The sequence below is a fragment of the Dictyobacter arantiisoli genome, assembly GCF_008326305.1.
Lineage (GTDB): Bacteria > Chloroflexota > Ktedonobacteria > Ktedonobacterales > Ktedonobacteraceae > Dictyobacter > Dictyobacter arantiisoli.
The window spans coordinates 9516-28913 of sequence record NZ_BIXY01000096.1; the positions used below are offsets into that span (position 1 = coordinate 9516).

General features: G+C 50.6%; 18 protein-coding genes and 2 tRNA genes. 7 read left to right on the forward strand and 13 right to left on the reverse strand.

What is annotated here, in order from left to right:
- Nucleotides 1–357: 357 nt before the first annotated feature.
- The 7 genes from F1593_RS23400 to F1593_RS23430 form a co-directional block, all read right to left on the reverse strand.
- Nucleotides 358–442 (reverse strand) — tRNA-Ser (locus F1593_RS23400).
- Nucleotides 443–452: 10 nt separating this feature from the next.
- Nucleotides 453–537: transfer RNA gene (locus tag F1593_RS23405), tRNA-Ser, on the reverse strand.
- A gap of 80 nt (nt 538–617) precedes the next feature.
- Complete coding sequence (locus tag F1593_RS23410) at nt 618–1034, reverse strand: PPOX class F420-dependent oxidoreductase (RefSeq protein WP_149403983.1); 417 nt, start codon at nt 1032–1034, stop codon at nt 618–620.
- Between the two features lie 61 nt (nt 1035–1095).
- Nucleotides 1096–1761, reverse strand: coding sequence for a ribonuclease HII (gene rnhB, locus F1593_RS23415; RefSeq protein WP_149403984.1), 666 nt, complete (start codon nt 1759–1761; stop codon nt 1096–1098).
- Nucleotides 1748–2179: a 50S ribosomal protein L19 gene (gene rplS, locus F1593_RS23420; protein WP_149403985.1), complete on the reverse strand. Its 432-nt coding sequence runs from the start codon at nt 2177–2179 to the stop codon at nt 1748–1750. The genes rnhB and rplS overlap by 14 nt, the downstream gene beginning before the upstream one ends.
- Before the next feature lie 69 nt (nt 2180–2248).
- A complete protein-coding gene (gene rpsT / locus F1593_RS23425; RefSeq protein ID WP_149403986.1) occupies nt 2249–2527 on the reverse strand; it encodes a 30S ribosomal protein S20 in 279 nt (92 codons plus the stop codon).
- A gap of 297 nt (nt 2528–2824) precedes the next feature.
- The gene (locus tag F1593_RS23430; RefSeq protein ID WP_149403987.1) at nt 2825–3961 is read right to left on the reverse strand and encodes a cystathionine gamma-synthase; all 1137 of its coding nucleotides are present in this window, start codon (nt 3959–3961) and stop codon (nt 2825–2827) included.
- Between the two features lie 354 nt (nt 3962–4315).
- Between F1593_RS23430 and F1593_RS23435 the strand changes: the two genes are divergently transcribed.
- Genes F1593_RS23435 through F1593_RS23445 form a run of 3 tightly spaced genes read left to right on the forward strand, consistent with a single transcriptional unit; the run spans nt 4316 to nt 7334 of the window.
- Nucleotides 4316–5092 (forward strand): alpha/beta hydrolase, encoded by a 777-nt coding sequence (locus F1593_RS23435; protein ID WP_149403988.1) that lies wholly within the window; start codon nt 4316–4318, stop codon nt 5090–5092.
- A gap of 32 nt (nt 5093–5124) precedes the next feature.
- Complete coding sequence (locus F1593_RS23440; protein WP_149403989.1) at nt 5125–6438, forward strand: TolB-like translocation protein; 1314 nt, start codon at nt 5125–5127, stop codon at nt 6436–6438.
- A 5-nt stretch (nt 6439–6443) separates the two neighbouring features.
- On the forward strand, nt 6444–7334 hold the full coding sequence (locus F1593_RS23445) for a carotenoid biosynthesis protein (protein ID WP_149403990.1): 891 nt from the start codon (nt 6444–6446) through the stop codon (nt 7332–7334).
- 163 nt (nt 7335–7497) lie between these two features.
- Here the strand turns inward: F1593_RS23445 and F1593_RS23450 are convergent, their stop codons facing one another.
- Complete coding sequence (locus F1593_RS23450; RefSeq protein WP_149403991.1) at nt 7498–8250, reverse strand: lysophospholipid acyltransferase family protein; 753 nt, start codon at nt 8248–8250, stop codon at nt 7498–7500.
- Nucleotides 8251–8323: 73 nt separating this feature from the next.
- Here F1593_RS23450 and F1593_RS23455 point away from each other — a divergent pair, with 73 nt between their 5' ends.
- Both F1593_RS23455 and F1593_RS23460 read left to right on the forward strand, forming a co-directional pair.
- Nucleotides 8324–9889, forward strand: coding sequence for a phytoene desaturase family protein (locus tag F1593_RS23455; protein WP_149403992.1), 1566 nt, complete (start codon nt 8324–8326; stop codon nt 9887–9889).
- A gap of 234 nt (nt 9890–10123) precedes the next feature.
- Nucleotides 10124–10570: a DUF4288 domain-containing protein gene (locus tag F1593_RS23460; RefSeq protein ID WP_149403993.1), complete on the forward strand. Its 447-nt coding sequence runs from the start codon at nt 10124–10126 to the stop codon at nt 10568–10570.
- A gap of 120 nt (nt 10571–10690) precedes the next feature.
- On the opposite strand, the gene F1593_RS23465 is transcribed toward F1593_RS23460, so the two are convergent.
- Nucleotides 10691–12493, reverse strand: a complete 1803-nt coding sequence (locus F1593_RS23465) for a glycoside hydrolase family 6 protein (protein ID WP_149403994.1) — start codon at nt 12491–12493, stop codon at nt 10691–10693.
- A 686-nt stretch (nt 12494–13179) separates the two neighbouring features.
- Between F1593_RS23465 and F1593_RS28605 the strand changes: the two genes are divergently transcribed.
- A complete protein-coding gene (locus tag F1593_RS28605; protein ID WP_172632390.1) occupies nt 13180–13581 on the forward strand; it encodes a TIGR03667 family PPOX class F420-dependent oxidoreductase in 402 nt (133 codons plus the stop codon).
- A 6-nt stretch (nt 13582–13587) separates the two neighbouring features.
- Nucleotides 13588–14430, forward strand: a complete 843-nt coding sequence (locus F1593_RS23475) for a MerR family transcriptional regulator (RefSeq protein ID WP_149403996.1) — start codon at nt 13588–13590, stop codon at nt 14428–14430.
- Nucleotides 14431–15006: 576 nt separating this feature from the next.
- Here the strand turns inward: F1593_RS23475 and F1593_RS23480 are convergent.
- The 4 genes from F1593_RS23480 to F1593_RS23495 form a co-directional block, all read right to left on the reverse strand.
- The gene (locus F1593_RS23480) at nt 15007–16209 is read right to left on the reverse strand and encodes a rhomboid family protein (protein WP_149403997.1); all 1203 of its coding nucleotides are present in this window, start codon (nt 16207–16209) and stop codon (nt 15007–15009) included.
- Between the two features lie 54 nt (nt 16210–16263).
- Complete coding sequence (locus F1593_RS23485; RefSeq protein WP_149403998.1) at nt 16264–17133, reverse strand: rhomboid family intramembrane serine protease; 870 nt, start codon at nt 17131–17133, stop codon at nt 16264–16266.
- A 266-nt stretch (nt 17134–17399) separates the two neighbouring features.
- On the reverse strand, nt 17400–18050 hold the full coding sequence (locus F1593_RS23490; RefSeq protein ID WP_235932678.1) for a MarC family protein: 651 nt from the start codon (nt 18048–18050) through the stop codon (nt 17400–17402).
- Nucleotides 18051–18141: 91 nt separating this feature from the next.
- Nucleotides 18142–18519: a hypothetical protein gene (locus F1593_RS23495; RefSeq protein WP_149403999.1), complete on the reverse strand. Its 378-nt coding sequence runs from the start codon at nt 18517–18519 to the stop codon at nt 18142–18144.
- Between the last annotated feature and the right edge of the window lie 879 nt (nt 18520–19398).

Genomic DNA, 19398 nt, shown 5'->3' on the forward strand with positions numbered 1-19398 from the left:
TAAAGCAGTATCAGCGGGATTGCAAAGGGCTGCAAGCCCCTGCCGGGTTTGAGAGTGTAGCTCGAAGCGTACTGTAAAGCAGTATCAGCGGGATTGCAAAGGGCTGCAAGCCCCTGCCGGGTTTGGGAGTGTAGCTCGAAGCGTACTGTAAAGCAGTATCAGCGGGATTGCAAAGGGCTGCAAGCCCCTGCCGGGTTTGAGAGTGTAGCTCGAAGCGTACTGTAAAGCAGTATCAGCGGGATTGCAAAGGGCTGCAAGCCCCTGCCGGGGTTTGGGGTGTCCCCAAATATTTTCTTCTACCTGCCGCCGCAGGCGGCAGAAGACGCGAAGCACAAAAAGTGGGAAATAGAACTGGGGCGGAGGAGGAGGGATTCGAACCCTCGAAGGCTTGCACCTTACACGATTTCCAGTCGTGCTCACTAGACCACTATGAGACTCCTCCAGAAGGAAAGCGGAGAGAGAGGGATTCGAACCCTCGAAGGCTTGCACCTTACCGCTTTTCGAGAGCGGCACATTCGACCACTCTGACATCTCTCCGCGGATAAATATAACACATCTCTGCCAATGTGGCAAGCATTAATTGCGACTTTATTTCTCCATAGGGAAAATTCATTGTGTTAAGCCAGTTTGACCGCAATGATGGCGTGTGGCTCCTCAGGCTGGCGGCGTATGATACGTACCAGTTCCATCAGCCCATAGTAGAGCTGACGCTTCCAGCTATATTTGCGGTGTAGCGCGCCCTTTGCGATAAAAAGTTCAGCCGTATTGGTAACAATATAGGCATGCCCCTCCACCTGTTCGCCGGTATCTTTCCCGCTAGCCGTGCAGGGAGCGAGCGTGACACGATCAGTATGGCGAATGCGTTTGACTTTACCCGATGTGCCACCTGTCTCGATATAAATAATACCATCATGATCGCCGAACCAGATGGGGGTAGAGACGGCATTCCCATTTTTGCGGAACGTGATCAGATTGCCATATTGGGCCCGGTAGAGTGCCCGTGCAGCCGGTGTAAAAGTGCTGTTCAATGCCATGAGGATGTTTTCTCTCCTGAAATAGTTTTTTCAATTCTATCACACAGAGAAATATACTGTATTAGTTATTATTCTCGCTACTGGCGAAAAGCCCGAAGAGTTCGCGTACAGGTGCAAAGCTGCGACGATGCTGAGGTGTTGCTCCATGGCGATGTAAGGCATCGAGATGGGCGGCAGTACCATAACCCTTATGCTGTTCAAAGCCATATTCAGGATATTCCTGATGCAGCGCAACCATGATGCGGTCGCGTGTGACCTTCGCGATAATCGACGCAGCGGCAATAGAGAGGCTACGCGCATCGCCTTTGATAATCGAGCGTTGTGGGAGTGGGACTTTGGGCAAATAAATAGCATCCAGCAGGAGGGCCTGGGGAGTTGGTTTTAGTTGTTGTAGAGCCAATTGCATGGCATATTTGGTAGCCTGCAGGATGTTACGGGTATCAATCTCATCCACCGAGCCAATGCCCACGCCAACAGAGACGGCGTGTTGCATAATATGATCATAGAGGCGATCACGGGTGGCGGGGGAAAGTTTTTTGGAGTCATTGACGCCATCAAAGAGTTCGAGCGTATCTTCTCGTTCTGGCAAAATAACGGCTCCGGCGACGACCGGGCCTGCCAGGCAACCCCGCCCTGCCTCGTCGAGTCCGGCGATAAAGGAATAGCCCTGTTCAAACAGGGCCATTTCTTCAACCAGGGTTGGGGTTTGCTTTTTAAGCCTGGGCATTCTTTGCTGCTTCTTTAGCTGCGATCTGCTTGGCACTCAGAGGGCGAAGCTCTTTCAAGCGTGCAGCCTTACCGGTCAAACCGCGCAGATAGTAGAGCTGTTTACGGCGTACGCGAGCGTGACGCAGCACTTCAATCTTTTCAATGCGAGGAGAATTTACCAGAAATGTACGTTCGACACCAACACCGTTGGTAATACGACGTACTGTGAAGTTGCGATTGACACTGCTACCGCGCAGGCGCATCACGATACCTTCAAACGGCTGTAAGCGTTCGCGGTTACCTTCAACAACTTTGACTTGTAAGCGGACGGTATCGCCCGACTTCAGTTCGGGTACATCTTTCCGTAACTGAGCGCTTTCGACAGCGGTTAGTAACGCCCGCCCTGCTGGCTTTGTTACGACTTGGTTGTCAGCCATCCCTAAAACCTCCTAGTGCGCCAGTGCTCAACATGAATAAATGGGTGGCAGAGCATTGGGCGCTATCATTTACTTTTCTGTATTCGCGGCATTGAGCTGTTTCATCAGGCGCGATTTGCGGCGTGCGGCATTGTTTTTATGAATGACGCCCTTTTTGGCGGCCTTATCGAGCTCACTGACAGCCAGACGGACGGCTTCTGCACTGAGCTCATTGTTGAAATTGCTGGCATGAACTGCCTGACGCGCTTTTGTAACTTGTGTTCTTACGATAGATTTTGTGCTGCGATTGAACGCGCGGCGTCTTTCTTCCTGACGCATGCGCTTTTCAGCTGCTGCATTATTGGGCATGTGGAATCAATCCTCCCCGATACATCGGCCCCTTCACGCGGGCTTCATCACTATAAAAATGCCGACATAACTGTCGGACTGAGTGCCCGTAGATTATAGCAGAAGTATCTTTGCTCTGTCAAACGGAGAAGCATGTCTCCCATTGAGGCATGCCTTGTCTTACGCGATGCGTTTTTACAGCCATCACCTATTGATTTGTTTCCTGTTTTGCGCACTGAAACGTATCATTTAGCTCCTTATTCTCTTCTTTATAATAAGGAGCTGGCTTGCGTTGTTTAGCGACGAGATGCGCTAGCATTAGTCGAGAGCGCGTTGCAGGTCAAGCAGAATATCTTCACTATCCTCAATGCCGACAGAGAGGCGCAGCAGTGTATCTGTCAGGCCACGAGCCTCGCGGATCTCACGTGGAATTGAACCATGAGTCATGCTGGCAGGATGGCAGAGCAGTGATTCGATGCCGCCCAGACTCTCGGCAAAGGTGATAATCTCTAAGCGACTGACGATACGGTTAATATCTTCCTGTGTTCCTTTAAATGAAAAGGAAACCATGCCACCGAAGCCTTTCATCTGACGTTTGGCAAGCTCATGATCGGGATGCGATGGCAGCCCTGGATAATAGACTTTCTCGACGCGTGGATGCTCGGATAAGAATTTGGCGACCGCAAAGGCGTTGCTTTCATGCTGGCGCATGCGTACGGCGAGAGTTTTAATGCCACGCAATGTCAGCCAGGAATCGAAGGGGCCTGGTATGCCACCAGCCGCATTCTGATAGAACTTGATAGCCTGATAAGCTTCTTCATCATTGAGGGCAATGGCACCACCCACGACATCACTATGGCCGTTGATATATTTGGTCGTGCTATGCAGGACGATATCGGCCCCCAGCTCTAATGGCTGCTGAAAATAAGGACTGGAAAAGGTGTTGTCCACAACCAGCAGCAGATTATGGCGATGTGCGATCTCCGCGATAGCTTTGATATCCACCAATCTGAGCAATGGATTGGTGGGTGTTTCCAGCCAGATCAGCTTTGTATTAGGACGAATCGCCTTCTCATAGTCTTCTACATTGGCGGCGGCGACATAGCTGGTTTCGATCTGATAGCGGCCCAGAACTTTCTCGAAGATGCGATAGGTCCCACCATATAGATCATCGCAGGAGACCATATGGTCTCCGGTTTTGAGCAGGCTGAGCACACCCTGTTCTGCTGCCAGACCAGAAGCGAAAGCCAGGCCATATTTCGCGTTCTCTAAGGCTGCAATGCAGTCCTCCAACGCGGTACGGGTTGGATTGCCCGAACGTGAATATTCAAATCCTTTATGTTGGCCCAGACCGGTCTGAGCATAGGTTGACGTCTGAAAAATCGGGGTCATAATCGCGCCTGTGGATGGATCCGGCTCTTGCCCCGCATGAATTGCTTTCGTTGAAAATTTCATAGAATACTCCCCTACAGCCTCCCCCCATACATCAATTGGTGGGACCGCCGAGATAATCTTGATCAACTATATCACCAACATTTAAAAAAAACAATCGCTATAGGTAAGAACTCATAGTTCTGGTAAGTCCCGAGGATTGTGTTTCTATTCTGGCAGTGATGGGACTGCTGGCCTATTATGGTATTGAATATATGCTACTTTCATCACGCCAGAATATTCACTAATGATTACACGTATTGTCACGAATCTATTCCTTGCAACCTGCAACGCATGACATTCGTCCTATGGATAGTGGAGAGGGAAGCGATCCTTTCTCCGCCGCTCGTATGTTGTGATTGCTAGAATGAGAAATATATGCCTGAGCAAATAGCTGCTGATCAGGGTTCGGTGGGAGTATTATTGGTTCACGGTTTAAATGGTGGTCGTGACGATATGCTTGAGTTGAGCGAACATCTGGCACAGCAAGGCTTGATCACTGAGAATATATTACTACCCGGACATGGTACCCATGTGTGGGATATGTTGCCGATTGGCTGGGCCGAGTGGGCGGCGGCCGTGCGTGCCGAACTACAGGCTTTAAAAGCACGTTGCACGCGGGTCTTTCTGGTTGGACATTCCCTGGGTGGCGCATTGTGCTTACATGTGGCGGCATCTGAGCCTGTGACCGGCATTGTCACAATGTGCGCGCCCATCGAAATGTTTCCCGGTATGTTAAATGCGGTTCGCCTTGTAAGACATTTTACTCCCTGGCTACCAACGTTACGCGAAGATATTCATGATCCAGTTGCGCGTCGTCTCCGTCAACGTACGCGTGAGGTCTATCGTCGTACACCTATGGCTCCGGTTGAAAGTATGTTACAATATCTACCATTGTTACGAGCCGAATTGCCACAGGTGACAGCGCCCATCCTCATCATGGTAGCCAGACAGGACCACGTTGTGCCCGCACGTGATGGGCGCACCATTTATCGGCTGGTTGGCTCACAAGAAAAATATCTGGTAACGTTTCATCGGTCATACCATGTCATAATGAAGGATCACGAACGCGATGAGGTGTTTGCACGCACGTTGATCTTTATTCAAAAACACCTGCCCGCTACGGGACATCCTCTTCCCTATCATACGATATAAGCGGTAATAGTTATGTGGAGTTATAGACTATTTTGAAACAGCATGTGAGTAGCCCGCCCGAACATGAGCCAGAAGTCAGGTTGAAACGCAGCTTGCGGCCACAACTCATCTCTAAGGGCGGAGTCATTGTTTTTCTGGTCCTTATCTGTCTGCTGCTAGCGGTTACAGCGCGTCAGCTCTTGCGAACTGGCAGTGCAGCGAAACCTGTTGCGGCCCACTCATCCATCCCGGTTGCGCCGTTACAAAATCCTGATGGGTCAGCAGTATCTGCGATGCATTTGCCCGGCGGCCATCGCGTGCTCTATCAGACACAGGGTCATATTTATACCGTCACTACCGATGGTGGTGCGCCGCATATCTTGAATACGCCAGGTTATATTTATAACCGCGCCGTGCCAGTTGTGGTGACTACCAACAAAGAATTGCTCTATAGCGGTAATGGCATCTGGTCCATGAGCCTGCCTGACGGCCAGGCCAGACAGATTGCCACGTTTCCCTCAGCGGATCAAGTGATTACATCCCTGACCGTGAGCCAGGATGGCTCGACCCTGGCCTGGAGCAGTGCGCCGCAGAATGGCAAAGGTACTATCCATCTCTACGCTGGCAATCTGGAACATACCACACAGATCTATCAACAATCCGCCACACAATGTCCCTGTTATCGAGCCTTTTCTTTCTTAAATGGCAGCTCGACGCATCTGCTGCTTACCAATGATCGTGGTGATCATCGTAGTGTCCACTTTGGCCTGTGGTCAATCGATCTCAGCCAGGGAACCGCCGCCAGACCGCAACAGTTACTGAATGATGAGAAGCAGCAGGGACCGTTGGCCCTGGCTCCGCAGGCAAATACATTGCTCTATTCTTCATTCCTGGGTTATGTTCCGCTGCAAGCAACCAATGCTCCCGACGATATCTCAGGATTGAGTTACGCGAATAGCCTTTCACTGGCGTCTATTGATGGAGAGCAACGGCTCAGCAAAGCGCAAGTGATTTTACCGGAGCAGCCTGATCTGGCAAATACAGCTGTCTATCATTGGGTTGATACCCCGCAGTTCGCTCCTGATAGTCAGACTCTGGCCTATGTCGGATTTTCTGTGGCCAGTCAGAAGAATTTCCCACGTCAGTTTGCTCTGTATACCAATGCTCTGCATGGACCGACGCAGGGAGATCCCAAATTATTGGTCACATCCACCGCCAACTATCTGGAACTGGGTAGCTGGTTGGATGCTTCGACCGTCACTTTCTATGCTGATAACGCGCTCTATGCCTTGGATGTGCAGCAGGACACGGTTGCGCCACTGGCTGCGACCGGGACCTATGCCCATGTTATAGCTGTCATAGAATAGAGGATATGGTGATTTCTGCCCGGCAACCTGTTTCTGTTGGCCTGCGCTGGACCTTTGTATTCCTCGCAGGCCTGTTTTGTTTTTGCTATCCAGTTGCGGTGATTGGCGTTGCCTTTGATGTCAAGCCATCCTTTTCACTCGACTGGGCTGGTAGCTTTCTGCTGTTTCTGGAGGGATTCGTCCTCGTGGTGGTGGCGATGTTCCGCTACGGCTACTGGCGCCCTCTACTGGCGGCCCTCTGTGTGATTGTACTCTCTTATACCATCGAAACGCTCGGGGTCAATAGTGGCTTCCCCTTTGGGAGTTATTCTTATACCGGCGTCCTGTTGCCGCCCTTGCCAGGCTCGGTTCCTCTGTCCGTCATGTTCGCCTGGATCTTCATTATTTTTGGCACATCGGGTCTGCTGGATGTGAAACGTCGCATCTTCGAGAAGCGTGGCATGATTGTCGGGATGGCATTGTCAGGCGCGCTCCTGGCGACACTACTGGATCTGGCGATTGAGCCAGTGGCGGCGCACGTTGTGTTTTATTGGGAATGGTTGGAGCTGGGGCCGTTTTTGTATTATGGAGTGCCGCTAAATAACTTTGTGGCCTGGTTTGTGGTTGCGTTTGTGTTGAATATACTGGTTGCCTGGATGTTGTTAGGGCGGAATGCGTACAGTGTTCTACAATACAAACAGGAGTATGAGCAACGTGTTCAGTGGCAGGGAAAGATTGAGCGGATGGCAATGCTGGCCCCTGGCATACTTTTTTTATGCAGCCTCTTCATGTTCGGCCTCATCGACCTCACCCATCACTACTATTGGGGAACTATCTGGTCCCTCTGCGGCATCCTCATCATCGCCCTCCTCGGGCATCTTAAACCTTATCCTGTCTTCAACGTCGCAACCAAATGAAGCATCCAAATATATCTTTTCTGTGTAAATGGCGAAATGTGCAGAGGTTGAGGATGAGGATACTGCAACTGACGAGTTGAAGGATCAGGAGAATGAGTAGAAGAGATGGTAATGTTTCCGCCAGAATTGTCCATATTTGCTCTATGAAGGCCATGCCATACCTCTATTGATGCTTGATTTGCTTGCGCAAGAGTGCAGCATCAAATATTCTATTCGTTGAAGTTCGCCCACGCAAGATCTGGATAAAATCTTGATCCGCGCCAGCCACGACATCTGCTTTGAGTTGATCGAGCTCCCGGGTGACTTTGCATTCCAGCTCTTTCGTATAGTTTTTTAAGAAGCCGCGCATTTGCAATTCCTCTTCACCAATCTGCAACGGCTCTCCCAGACTTATATAGAGGTCTGGATGTTGCTCTGCCAGGTATTCGATCCGTATGGCGGCTGGATATATGAGGGCTGGAGCTGCCAGTCTGGCGATATGAGCGGCCCCACTGAAAAAGATGAGTGGTCGGTGATCATTGCGGGATATTTCTCCTTCGGGGAAGAGCCAGACCATGCGTCCTGGCTTTTCTTTTAAGAGTCGGGCGGCGTATTGGATGGTCTGGATAGCCGAGCGTGCGTTCTGGCGATTGACCGAGAAACAGCCGATCCAGCGGAAGAAGAAATAGCGTTTCAGCTGAGGCTCCTCCATCATCAAATAGCCGTCGAGATGGAGATAGCGTTCCACCAGGGCGGCCACATAGCCATCCCACCAGCTTGAGTGGTTGGCACAGATAATAATTGGCCGTGTGCGCTCGGCGGCGGTGACAGGTGTCTGCATGCGCAAGAAGATCCGATCAAAGTGTTTGCGTAATGATGTTCGTATCAAAAGCCAGACCAGTTTTTCTCCCAGGGGAAACTTTGTGGCTGTTAGCATTTTTTCCTCACTCCTTACCCAACAAGCGGTTGTGGTAGCATCTCTGGTGTGATTATTATAGCGAGGTACAAAGATGTCTGTACAGAAGCAAATTCTGTTGATCGGTGCCGGTATTGGTGGATTGTCGGTAGCGATTCATCTGGCGCTTCAGGGCCATGCCGTGCATATCGTGGAGCGCCAGCCGCAGGTAGGAGGGAAGCTGAATCACATCGCGTTGGATGGCTTTAGTTTTGATACGGGTCCCTCCCTGGTCACGATGCCCTACGTCTTACGCGAGCTGTTTGCAACCGCCGGGCGTTCGATTGAAGAGTATCTCGACTTACAGTCCTTAGATATCACCTGCCGTTATTTTTACCGCGATGGTGCGCTGCTCAATGCCTGGCGCGATCACGATAAGCTAGCACAGGAGTTTGCGCGCTTCAATCCTGAGGATGGCGCAGCTTTCTGGCGTTTTCTCAAGCACGCACGGACTATTTTCGACGCATCAGCCAATCCATTTCTCTATCATAGCCGGGGTGGTCCACTGGACCTTTTCCAGACCTTCCTGCGCTATATCCAGCAGGGAGGAGGGGATGTGTCCACGCAGTTGCGGAAGAGTACGCTGCCGGAACGCCTGGGAGCGATAGCGACGGCACTCTCTTCGGAATCGCTGGATCAGCATATTCGTACATTCTTTACCGATGAACATATTCGCCAGCTCTTTGCGCGCTACGCGACCTATAATGGATCGTCACCCTATCAACTCGGTGCCGTCTATAGCATTATTCCCTACGTTGAACTGGCTGATGGAGGTTGGTATCCCCGGGGTGGTATGTATACGATAGCGCAGGCATTGGAACGGCTGGCCTGTGAGCTTGGTGTTTGTATCGAAACCAATCAGAATGTGCGGCGTATTCTGGTCGAGCATGGGCGTGCCCGTGGCGTGGTACTTGCGGATGGACGCGTCCTGCGCAGCGATCTGGTGGTTGCTAATAGCGATGTTGTCACTACCTATCGTGAATTGCTCTCGCCCGCAGTACGCAAGCGGCGTCTGGTACGGCGTCTGGAACATCTCGAACCATCCAGTTCAGGTTTTGTGATGATGCTGGGAACCAATAAGCAGTATCCCGCACTGGCTCACCACAATATCTTCTTCTCGGATGACTATCCAGCCGAGTTCGAGGATCTTTTTGTACGCAAGCTACCGCAGCGCAATCCAACTATCTATATCAACGCCACCACACGCAGCGATCCAGGACAGGCACCGGACGGCCACGAGAATCTCTTTATTCTGGTGAATACCCCTGCTCTGACCGAGCAGAGTAACTGGCAACGGGATGCTCTGCCGTATCGCGATCATCTCCTGGATAGACTGGCATCCTATCAGCAGATCGATTTGCGGGATATCCGTGCGCATATTGTAGCTGAGACGTTGTTGACACCACTGGATTTTCAGCGCAACTATGGCGCCAATGCAGGTTCGATCTATGGACTGTCGTCAAACGCACGTATGGCTCCATTTACGCGTCCCGGCAATCGCGCACCAGATATTGCCGGCCTTTATTTTGTCGGGGGTAGCACTCATCCAGGCGGCGGTGTTCCACTCGTCATGTTATCCGGTAAGATCGTGGCTGGCCTGATCGCTGAAGATTATGCATGAGATTCTTCAATGGGTGTGATTTAATACATGTATGTCATCCTGACATCTGCCTGGATAGACTTGCTATGCATGAAAAGTGGCTGCTAGAATAATGATACTGAATACTCACTCATGTGTGCAGGTAGTCCGGTCACATGACTGGTGTTATTTGTGAGTGTTGAGATAGCATAAAATAGCATATGTCGTTGTATTGTTGCGACCCTTGATAGGGCGTAGACAGAGAGGAGCCTCCTCATGGCATATAGTTCGAAGAATGTGAAATGGTATCTGGCCGAGTTGGTTGAGGAAATTGAGACCGAGGGTGAGAGCGAGAATGTGGTGCACAATAATCTGGTACTGATCCGCGCCGACTCCCCAGAAGAGGCTTATGCGAAAGCCATGGCACGAGGACAGGAGCTCAACGACGACTATGATAATGCTGAAGGCCAGCAGGTCACCGTTACCTTTCGCGGCCTGAGCGACCTGAATCCCATCCTTGATGAGCTGGAGGATGGAACTGAAATCGCTTATGAAGAGTTACGCGGTTTATCTGCCGCCGACATCGCAGAAATGGTCCCTGACAAAGCAACGCTTGGTGTCTTTCAAGCTATGGAGTTCGAAACTGCTGATTCCGATTCCTCCAGAGCCCTGCTCGAAGAAGCCATGCGCATCATCCGCAACGCTGAAAACGAAGCGCAATGATGTAAGCAGCCTCGCATAAAGATCTTGAAAAGCGAGAGTTCCTGTAGCAGCCGTTTCAAGGCTACCGCAGGGACTCTCGCTTTTCGCTTGTCCAGTTGTCACCGGAGGGTGATCATCTGCTTACGGCAGTGGCGGGTAGGCGTTCTGCATCAGTTGATGGAACTGTGCTGAGAACCATGCGCCGGAAAGTGGTGCGTTAGCTAAAGCGCCGCTAGGCATGTTATTGTTGAGAGAGTTGCCGCCGTAGGTTGGATCACACATGCGGTCAAAGCCTTTACCCTGGTTATTAGCGATTAATGAGCTTGAACCGTCTGATTCCCCTGGAGGTTTGATCCATACATATGCGTCGAAGTGTGGAGCAGGATTGGCGACCGGGCGGATACCCAGGCCTGCACCGCTCTGGTTACACCAGTCACCACGACTGGGGCGCTTGTCAATGCGCGATTGGTCGACATAGGTGTTCAGATCTGTCGAGGTGCTCACTCCAGTCGGTCGTGCCGTGCCCCCCCAGCCGTCACGGGAGGTGTCGATCAGCATACCGATATTGGATGGGAAGCCTGCCGCAACGAGCGCGCTGTACAGGGCAGTGTCGTAGGATTGCTCGTCAAGGTAGGGATTCCACTGAAAGAAGTTCGCAGAACGGATCTGGCTACCACCCACGGTCAGGTTCGGGTTGGGCAGGTATGGCTCCTGAACTGGTGTGTAGTTGGCGGTGTCGGAGATGAAGCCGTCAACGCTGTTAAAGCCAGCCGTCGTGCCTTTAATCGTCGAGGCCCAGAGATTGACCGCGGGCTGGAAGTTGGTGTCCCAACCAAGCCAGCCAGAGTGTCCGGCATCGACATAGTTGTACACGTTCGGAATGGCGTGCAGTTTGTTCAGGGCATACTGGACTCCCTGGACATACGCACCGGTGGATTGTGCTTCGGCACAAAGTGGTTTACTCAGGTTCGTGATCAAATTGGGCAGCGAGTCTGGCTCGATGACGTTTACGATGCGCAGGCTGCTGTACTTGGGATCAGACATAATGGCGGCGATTGGATCGATGTATTGAGTCTCGTACTTGCTCAGGCCACTATTTGCGATCAGAAGTTCACCATTAGAGGCCAGCGCGGAACAGTCACGATTAGGAAGATCGTAGATAACGAACTCAATCGTTAGCGGTGCGCCATTTGCCTGCGTGAGGGCAGCGTTCAAATGATCCCGCAGGCCCATGGTTCCATCGGTCGGCGCGATAGTGGCGATGCGATCCAGCCAGACACCGGTGGAGATATTGGCAATGGCGCTACCACCGTCAGCCTTGGCCTCGGCGGACCACGCCGGGTTTACATAGCCCATGGCACCAGCATAGGGATTGTCCACATGCGTACCAGGTGCAGGTGTGGGTGTCGGTGTGACTGGTGTGGATGTTGGTGTCACTGTTGGTGTGGTACCAGGTGTCGGTGTGGTACCTGGAGTCGGTGTTGTTGTTGGTGTATGGGTTGCCGTAGGTGTAGGTGTAGGCGTTGTTGATCCATTGCAAGCGTTACCATTGACGGTGAAACTTGTTGGGATGGGATTGCTCCCCGTCCAACTACCATTGAAGCCAGGAGTGACAGAGGCATTAGCTGCAACACTGCCATTCCAACTCATGCTTGCCACTGTCACGTTTTGGCCTGACTGGGTAAAGGTACCATTCCAACCCTGCGTGACGGACTGACCGCTGGCCGGAAATTGAAATGCCAGATTCCAATTCGTCCATGCTGTGGAACTGGTATTCTGGACCGTGATATTGGCCCCGAATCCGCCAGCCCATTGGTTTGTCACCGTGTACGTCACCTGGCAGTATGAAGCTGCGTAGGTGGCTTTACTCCCGATGAAAACCCCGCTGACGGCGATCAGGAGTGCCGCGATCATTGCTAATGATCTGGCTATCCTTTTTGTCATCCTGTAACCTCCTTGTTATAAAAACCGTGCCGTATGACAGCAATACATCCTGCTGTCTGGACAGAACAACTCAATGCACCCATGCATATTCTGTCCTCGCCATACTTGTCTAAAGGCCAGTATGTAATTACATCTGAATGAAACATAAATACATTTTCTAATGTAATGAAGTATTTATTCCTAAGAATTGATACTTGCATCCCAGAAACATCTATGTATCTCATTGCAATTATGTTATTTTAACATTGCATTGTCAATCAAATTCTTGTTGTGAATAGAAACTGAATATCATCCTGACTCTTTGTACCGCGCAGTTTCACCCATAACAACCACCCTCCACGAGCAATCTGTTAAAAAACGAGAATGTCGATGGAGAAGTGTTATTTCCCTTCATAGGCAATAGCGCTTCAATACGGAGAATTATGAACAAAACGTAGGTATTGCACGGAGCGGGGCGCAGGTCAATGCTTCCTTGCTCGTACGACTCTCTCACCCCAACGCTCTGGAATGGCCTCCGGGCGGGATGGTGGTACGAGGAACGGGAAAGCGCACCTCGGCTGCGGCCCTGGCACGCACCTACATTTTCCATCATGCTCACCAATCGGGGCCTCTGGCTTGACTCTCATGTAAGGAGAGTGTGTAAACTCTGGTTAAAGATTGTTTTTGCAGAGTCAGGAAAGGAAGATATGGCTATCATTCTAACATCACTAGCGGAAGAGCGTCTCCGCTCTGAAGAACTTGTCTGGCTGTCTGGCGTGCGCCCTGATGGGCGTCCTCATACTGTACCCGTCTGGTTTCTGTGGGAGCATGACACCGTGCTCATCTTTAGCAAACCAGATACTCAGAAGTTACGCAATCTTCGCTTGCATCCTGCTGTTACGCTGGCGCTCGATAATGCGAAGCAAGGAATCGTGATCCTCGAAGGGACTGCCACTTTACTGGAGAAAGGAGGGGCGCGGGAGTCGTTACCGGCCTACGCTGAGAAGTATCGTGAAGGATTGCAAAGGTTCAGTGTGACCGCCGAGCAGTTTACGATGCTGTATTCGCAACCGATACGGATTACGCTCGCTCGCCTGGTTCGATGGTGATAAGACATGGGAGAACGATCGCTGCTTAAAATTGGTGAATTTGCCCATGTTGGCCAGGTCTCTGTCGTAACCCTTCGTCACTACGAGAAAGAAGGGTTGCTCAAACCGTTGACGCTCGATCCACAGACAGGATATCGCTATTACGCGCTCGAGCAACTTCCGCGTCTCCATCGTATCTTAGCCTTGAAGGATCTTGGTTTTCCGCTGGATCATATTGCCCGCTTGCTTGAGGATGATCTGCCGTTGGAGCAATTGCAGGGAATGTTGACGCTCAAGCAGGCTCAAACTCAACAGATGATCACGGCTGAGCAGGAGCGTCTTACACGGATCGCGGCCCGCTTGCATCAGATTGAACAGGAGGGGAAATTGCCGACCTACGACATGCTCTTGAAACAGGTGGACGCTGTACGCGTCGCCTCCTATCGTGCCACCGTCTTGTTTCACGGCGGTTTTGAGCAATCCACCGCCAGAATTCTTGCTTACCTGCATGAGAAGCAGATAGAACCTATAGGACCGACGATCATACAGCTACACTCCAGATCCGAGCAGCGGGAAGATGGTCTGTATATTGATATGGAAACCGCCATTCCTATATCTACACACCTTGCAGGCACCGAACAGATCGCTATTCGCACTCTATCCGGTGGATCAATGGTGAGCACCATCTATGCAGGCGTGAATCTTTTGATGGGTCAGGCGTACGCGGCCCTCTATTGCTGGATCAAAGATAACGGCTATCAGATCATCGGCCCGCCCCGGCTGCTTCGATTACAGCATGGAGAGCACATAGATGCGTCTCACTATGTCACTGAGCTACAATTTCCTGTCGCCCGGCAAGCTCCAAATTGATAAATGCCAGCACCTTTTATCATCCCTAATCGCGATTGCAAAGTGGACCGAGCCTACTAAAAGCCTTTTTGTATGTTACGATCTCGCTGAGAAGGATATATTTGTAAGAAAGCAGTCTTCAACAAATAACCGTTTCCGTAACTTTGGGCTTTGGATCATATCAATTTGAGCCACACCATTCAGGCCGAACGAGCGCTGATGCAACCTTCCATGCTTGGCAGTGGTCCCTGGCATGCCTTCTTTTGGGATCATGAGATAGCGGTTCCGCAGGAATAAACGTTATTTCCCGATTGGAGAAATCCCCCAAAAGCGATGAATGGTGCGGCGGTCAATCTATACCATGAGCCATAAGATGGAAAGTGCAGGGAGTCTGGCAGGGGGGTAAAGGGCATGGATAGGATCACCGTCTTTGTGCCGTGGTGATAGAAACGGTACATTGATAGGATCAATGTGACTCAGCCGGGTCACAGCGAGATTGCAAGCCCGACTCCCTACTTTTAGTGTATTGCACAAAACAAGAAGCAAGCGGTATTTCAACCACTTGCTTCTTGTTTTGTATAAGTACCTTTTGATTGATTAGACAAGCTTGCGGCCAGGGCGTGTACGTGGCAGGAGCAAGTAGGCAATAATCATGCCGCTGATGAGTCCACCAATATGCGACCAGAGTGCGATATTTGAGCCTGGTGCCAGGCCGAATAGCAGGTTGATCGCCAGCCAGAAGACCCATTGACCAATGGCACCTGATCCATAGGCACCCAGCGCACGGCGATTCATCAGATAGAATACGCCCACGGCTCCAAAGACGCCGAAGATAGCACCTGACGCTCCCACCACTGCATTGTTTGGATCGAGTAGCAGGAATGTGATGCCGGCAATGATGCCTGAGAGTAGATAGATAACGAGATAGCGCCATTTGCCGTAGAAAATTTCTACTGCTCGACCCACAAAGAAGAGCGAGAGCATATTGAGTGCGATATGAGCAATGTCACGTGGATCATGCAGGAACATAGCGGTAAAGATACGCCAATATTCTCCATTAGAGAGGACCAAATTGTTAATCTGGGCCCCATAAATAAGGATGTTTTGGAAGCGTAGCATCAACAGGTAGACTACAATGTTGATGGCAATCAGTATCGTTGTGACGATAGTTGGATACTGACTGAGCGTGAAGCGCGTGCGTACCATTTGCCGTCGTAAGGGACTGGGTTGTGCCCATGACTGCTCCTGCGCCTGTTTGCGTTCGGGTTGCCGGGCTGTGGGTGTACCCTGGGCCGGGATGGGAGGCAGATTCGGAATGGATGTAGCCGCTGCTTTCTTCGGCTCCAGTGGGGGGAAGCAATTTTCAAAACGGCCTCCATACGAGAGACGGGTCGCGCGAGCACGAGCCAGACTGGCATCATAATCCTGTCCATTGGCGCGGAGCAGGTAGGCCCGTAAGGCGTGGAGATAACCAATGGTCGGATCCAGATCAATGGCCTTGTCGGTGCTCTTCAGGGCGCGTTCATACTGCTTGTTTAAGAGTTCCAGCAGTGCCTGTGCCATCCAACCCTCGGTGCCACCATTGGGCTGTAGTTCTTGTACGCGACGGCATGCCATCTGTACCACTTCATAATTGCCCAGAGCAAGATTAGCTTCGGCTAATCCCAGATGAACCTGCGGATTCTCAGGTTCTAACTGAGCACCATGGGCGTAGGCAATGGCGGCTTCACGCCCCTTTCCTTCTCCCAGTGCCTGCCTCCCCTGCTCCAGATAATTTTGGAGTTCCGTTTGTGCTTCCACGAGATTTCCTCCCAGTATTACGACCGCCGCTACAAAAGGCATTTTGTGCGTCGATTAGTTTCCCAAATGTAATGCTAAAACAGCAAATAGTAGTGTACCTAAAATTGTCAGAAGTGCCAAGGGCCAACGGTGCCTAAGCTGGTGAATATCATTTAACTTCTGCTCCTTATCAGCTCGATAGAGCGGCATAAAGCACCAGCCAAGCCAGAAGCCACTGATCAGTCCACCTAGATGAGCATAGTTGTCAACATTGGGAAGCACCAGCCCGATCCCGAGATTCAATCCAATCACCAGCAAGAGCCAGAGCAGGGTAAAGAGCCCACCATATGGAAAGGCACGTCGATGGACAAGGATAAAGATACAATAAGCGCCCACCAGTCCAAAGATTGCTCCTGAGGCTCCTACGCTGATCACAGCAGGGGCAAACCAGAAACTGGTGATAGTACTAATGATACCAGTTATAAGATAGATCAACACAAGGCGTATATGACCAACCAGCCGTTCAATAAAGAGTCCTAGAGCCAGCAGATTGAGCATATTTAATCCTACATGTAAGAGATTTACATGTAGGAAAATAGGTAGGATGAAGCGCCAGTATTGGCCTTGTTCAAGCAAGCTGTTTTCTTTTGCTCCATAGCGCAATAGCACTGTGGTCAGGGAATTATCGCTGTTCGCCTGGGTATTAATGGCGTTGTGGCTGATCTGCGTGATGATAGCGGTCAAACTATGGGCACCGACCGCCTGAGCGGCTTGAGTCGCCGTGATACACCACAACAGTGTTGTTCCCAGCACGATAATCCAGGTTCCCCAGGAGATACGTGCCAGCCGTGAACGTGTATGATAGCGCGAGAGGGCAGCCTGATAACTCCTCTGTACGTTTAACGTATGCTGTACTGCCCTATCAATGTGTTGAGGATCGTTCACTCACACCTCACTTTAGCAAAATTGTTGTTAAGAGAACCGTCTATCCCTTGCCGTCTGATGTTTTTGTAACCACCAGTGAGGAACTGAGTGTTACCTTTCCCGTTATATATTACGTATTACTTTCTCTAAGGTGGCAATTCTTGCCATAGATTGATCCTTTCACGCTCAAAAAAAGGGAATATTGCGATGACTAAAGCATGTAGCAGGTGTGAAAACTCATGTTTGAAGATTGTGAAGATCCTGGAAGCCAGATACGTTCAGTGACCTTATTTGATAAAATTATTCACATGTGCGAATGTATTGATGCCATTGAGTACAAATTGAATCGCCAGAGCCGCCAGCAGAATACCCAGAATACGTGATAAGACCAGAATACCTGTCTTACCAACGTATTTGATAATCAGGGTGCAACTGCGCATTGCCAGCCAGGCAAGAAACAGGGTACAGATAATCGCAGCCCCGACCGCGATCAAATTTATTGGATGAGATGAGGCTTGCCCGACGTAGAGAATGGTGGTGGCGATAGTGCCCGGCCCCGCAATCAAAGGAATCGCCAGGGGGAAGACACTGATATCTTCTCGTGTCATCGCTTCCTCTTCCTCTTCCTTGGTTTCCTTGGCTCCTGAAGGACGACCAAAGAGCATATCCACCGCCATCATGAAGAGGAGGACACCGCCGGCGACATTAAATGCATAGAGTTGAATATTGAGCCGATCAAGTAAGAATCGCCCTACCACGGCAAAGAAAAGAATAATTCCGGCACTGATAAAGGTAGCCTTTGCCACAATCGCGTTCCGCTGCACAGGATTAAAATGAGAAGTCAGTCCTACCACGATAGGTGCGAGCCCAACAGGATCAATAACGGTAAGAAAGGTTACAAAAGCGCTAATAGTAAAGGTGAAAAAGGTGATATCCAAAGCGAAGCCTCAACAATATATATGTATAAAATGATTCCAACAAGCTTTCGCTATTATAGCACAGGTAAGTGTTTCCCCATGAAGCATCCAACTAGCGATCAAGCGCCGGGGGAAGGGTCTTATATGTACGACGGCGCGACCAGACACGATAACTGCGATAGGCAATCACATACCAGAGTATCTCAAACACGATAGCCCCCAGTGTAGACTTCAGCAATGGGACATTATAAAACAGGATGTCCAGGGGGATGTCGATCAGGATGACATCGGTGGCGAGCCAGATGCCCAGTAGTGCCATGATGATGGTCCCGATATAGCCAAATGGGAGACGCCGACCCACCACCCGGCGAGCCAGGATACCAATAATCAGGGCGATACCCCAGAAGAGCACTTGCTCTACACTTAATGAAAAATAAACTCCACGGAACTGACTATGAAAAATGACAATATCTGTCAGAGATATGCTCATAACTCCCCTTTCTATGCCGATTGCGTATACCAGAATGTCCTTACTCTATTACTCTGCTGTATCTGTTACGTAGTAGCTTGTAGAATAGCTGACTTTGGGACCCCTTCGCAAGGGATCGGGACGAGATCCTGACGATAAATGATCGGGAGGACTGGATAATTACAGCGCCTTTTTAGAAGATACCCATAAAGCTCAAAAATAATAAGATATCCTAAAAATTTCTTGGTCTTCTTTCATTGTATTTTTCTTTTTCCGGGAACTATCCCGCGCAACTGTGCGTGTGTTGTACCCATTAAGACATGCGTTTGCGTATTAAAAGCAGGGGGAGAATGGTTGGTCTCGTTCGGTCTCTGCAAAGTCTCTTACAAAGTGTTTGCCTCCCGTGGTCTCCACGGTCTCTGTGCATGAGTTTTCGCACCTACGGTGCTCAAACATCTTTTTAGTGTGTAGTGGAGAAAAGGTTCGAAGAACCTTTTCTCCACTACACACTAAAAAGGGCGCAGGCGCGTACGCGCCTGCCAGCAAGATCCCGATGGTACAGGGAGTCTGACACATTCTTAGACAGTGTTTGATTCCCATGCTCTTCGCCATCCTGGTGCATGAGTTTTCGCACCTGCGGTGCTCAAAACTGTTTTTAGTGTGTGGTGCAGAAAAGGTGCTATGCACCTTTTCTGCACCACACACTAAAAAGGGCGCAGGCGCGCAGGCGCCTGCCAGCAAGTGAGCAGCAAGATCCCGATGAGAGTGGGAATCAAACACTTTGTTAGAGCGTGTCAGCCTCCCGTGGTCTCCACGGTCTCTGTGCATGAGTTTTCGCACCTGCGGTGCTCAAACATCTTTTTAGTGTGTAGTGCAGGAAAGGTGCACAGCACCTTTCCT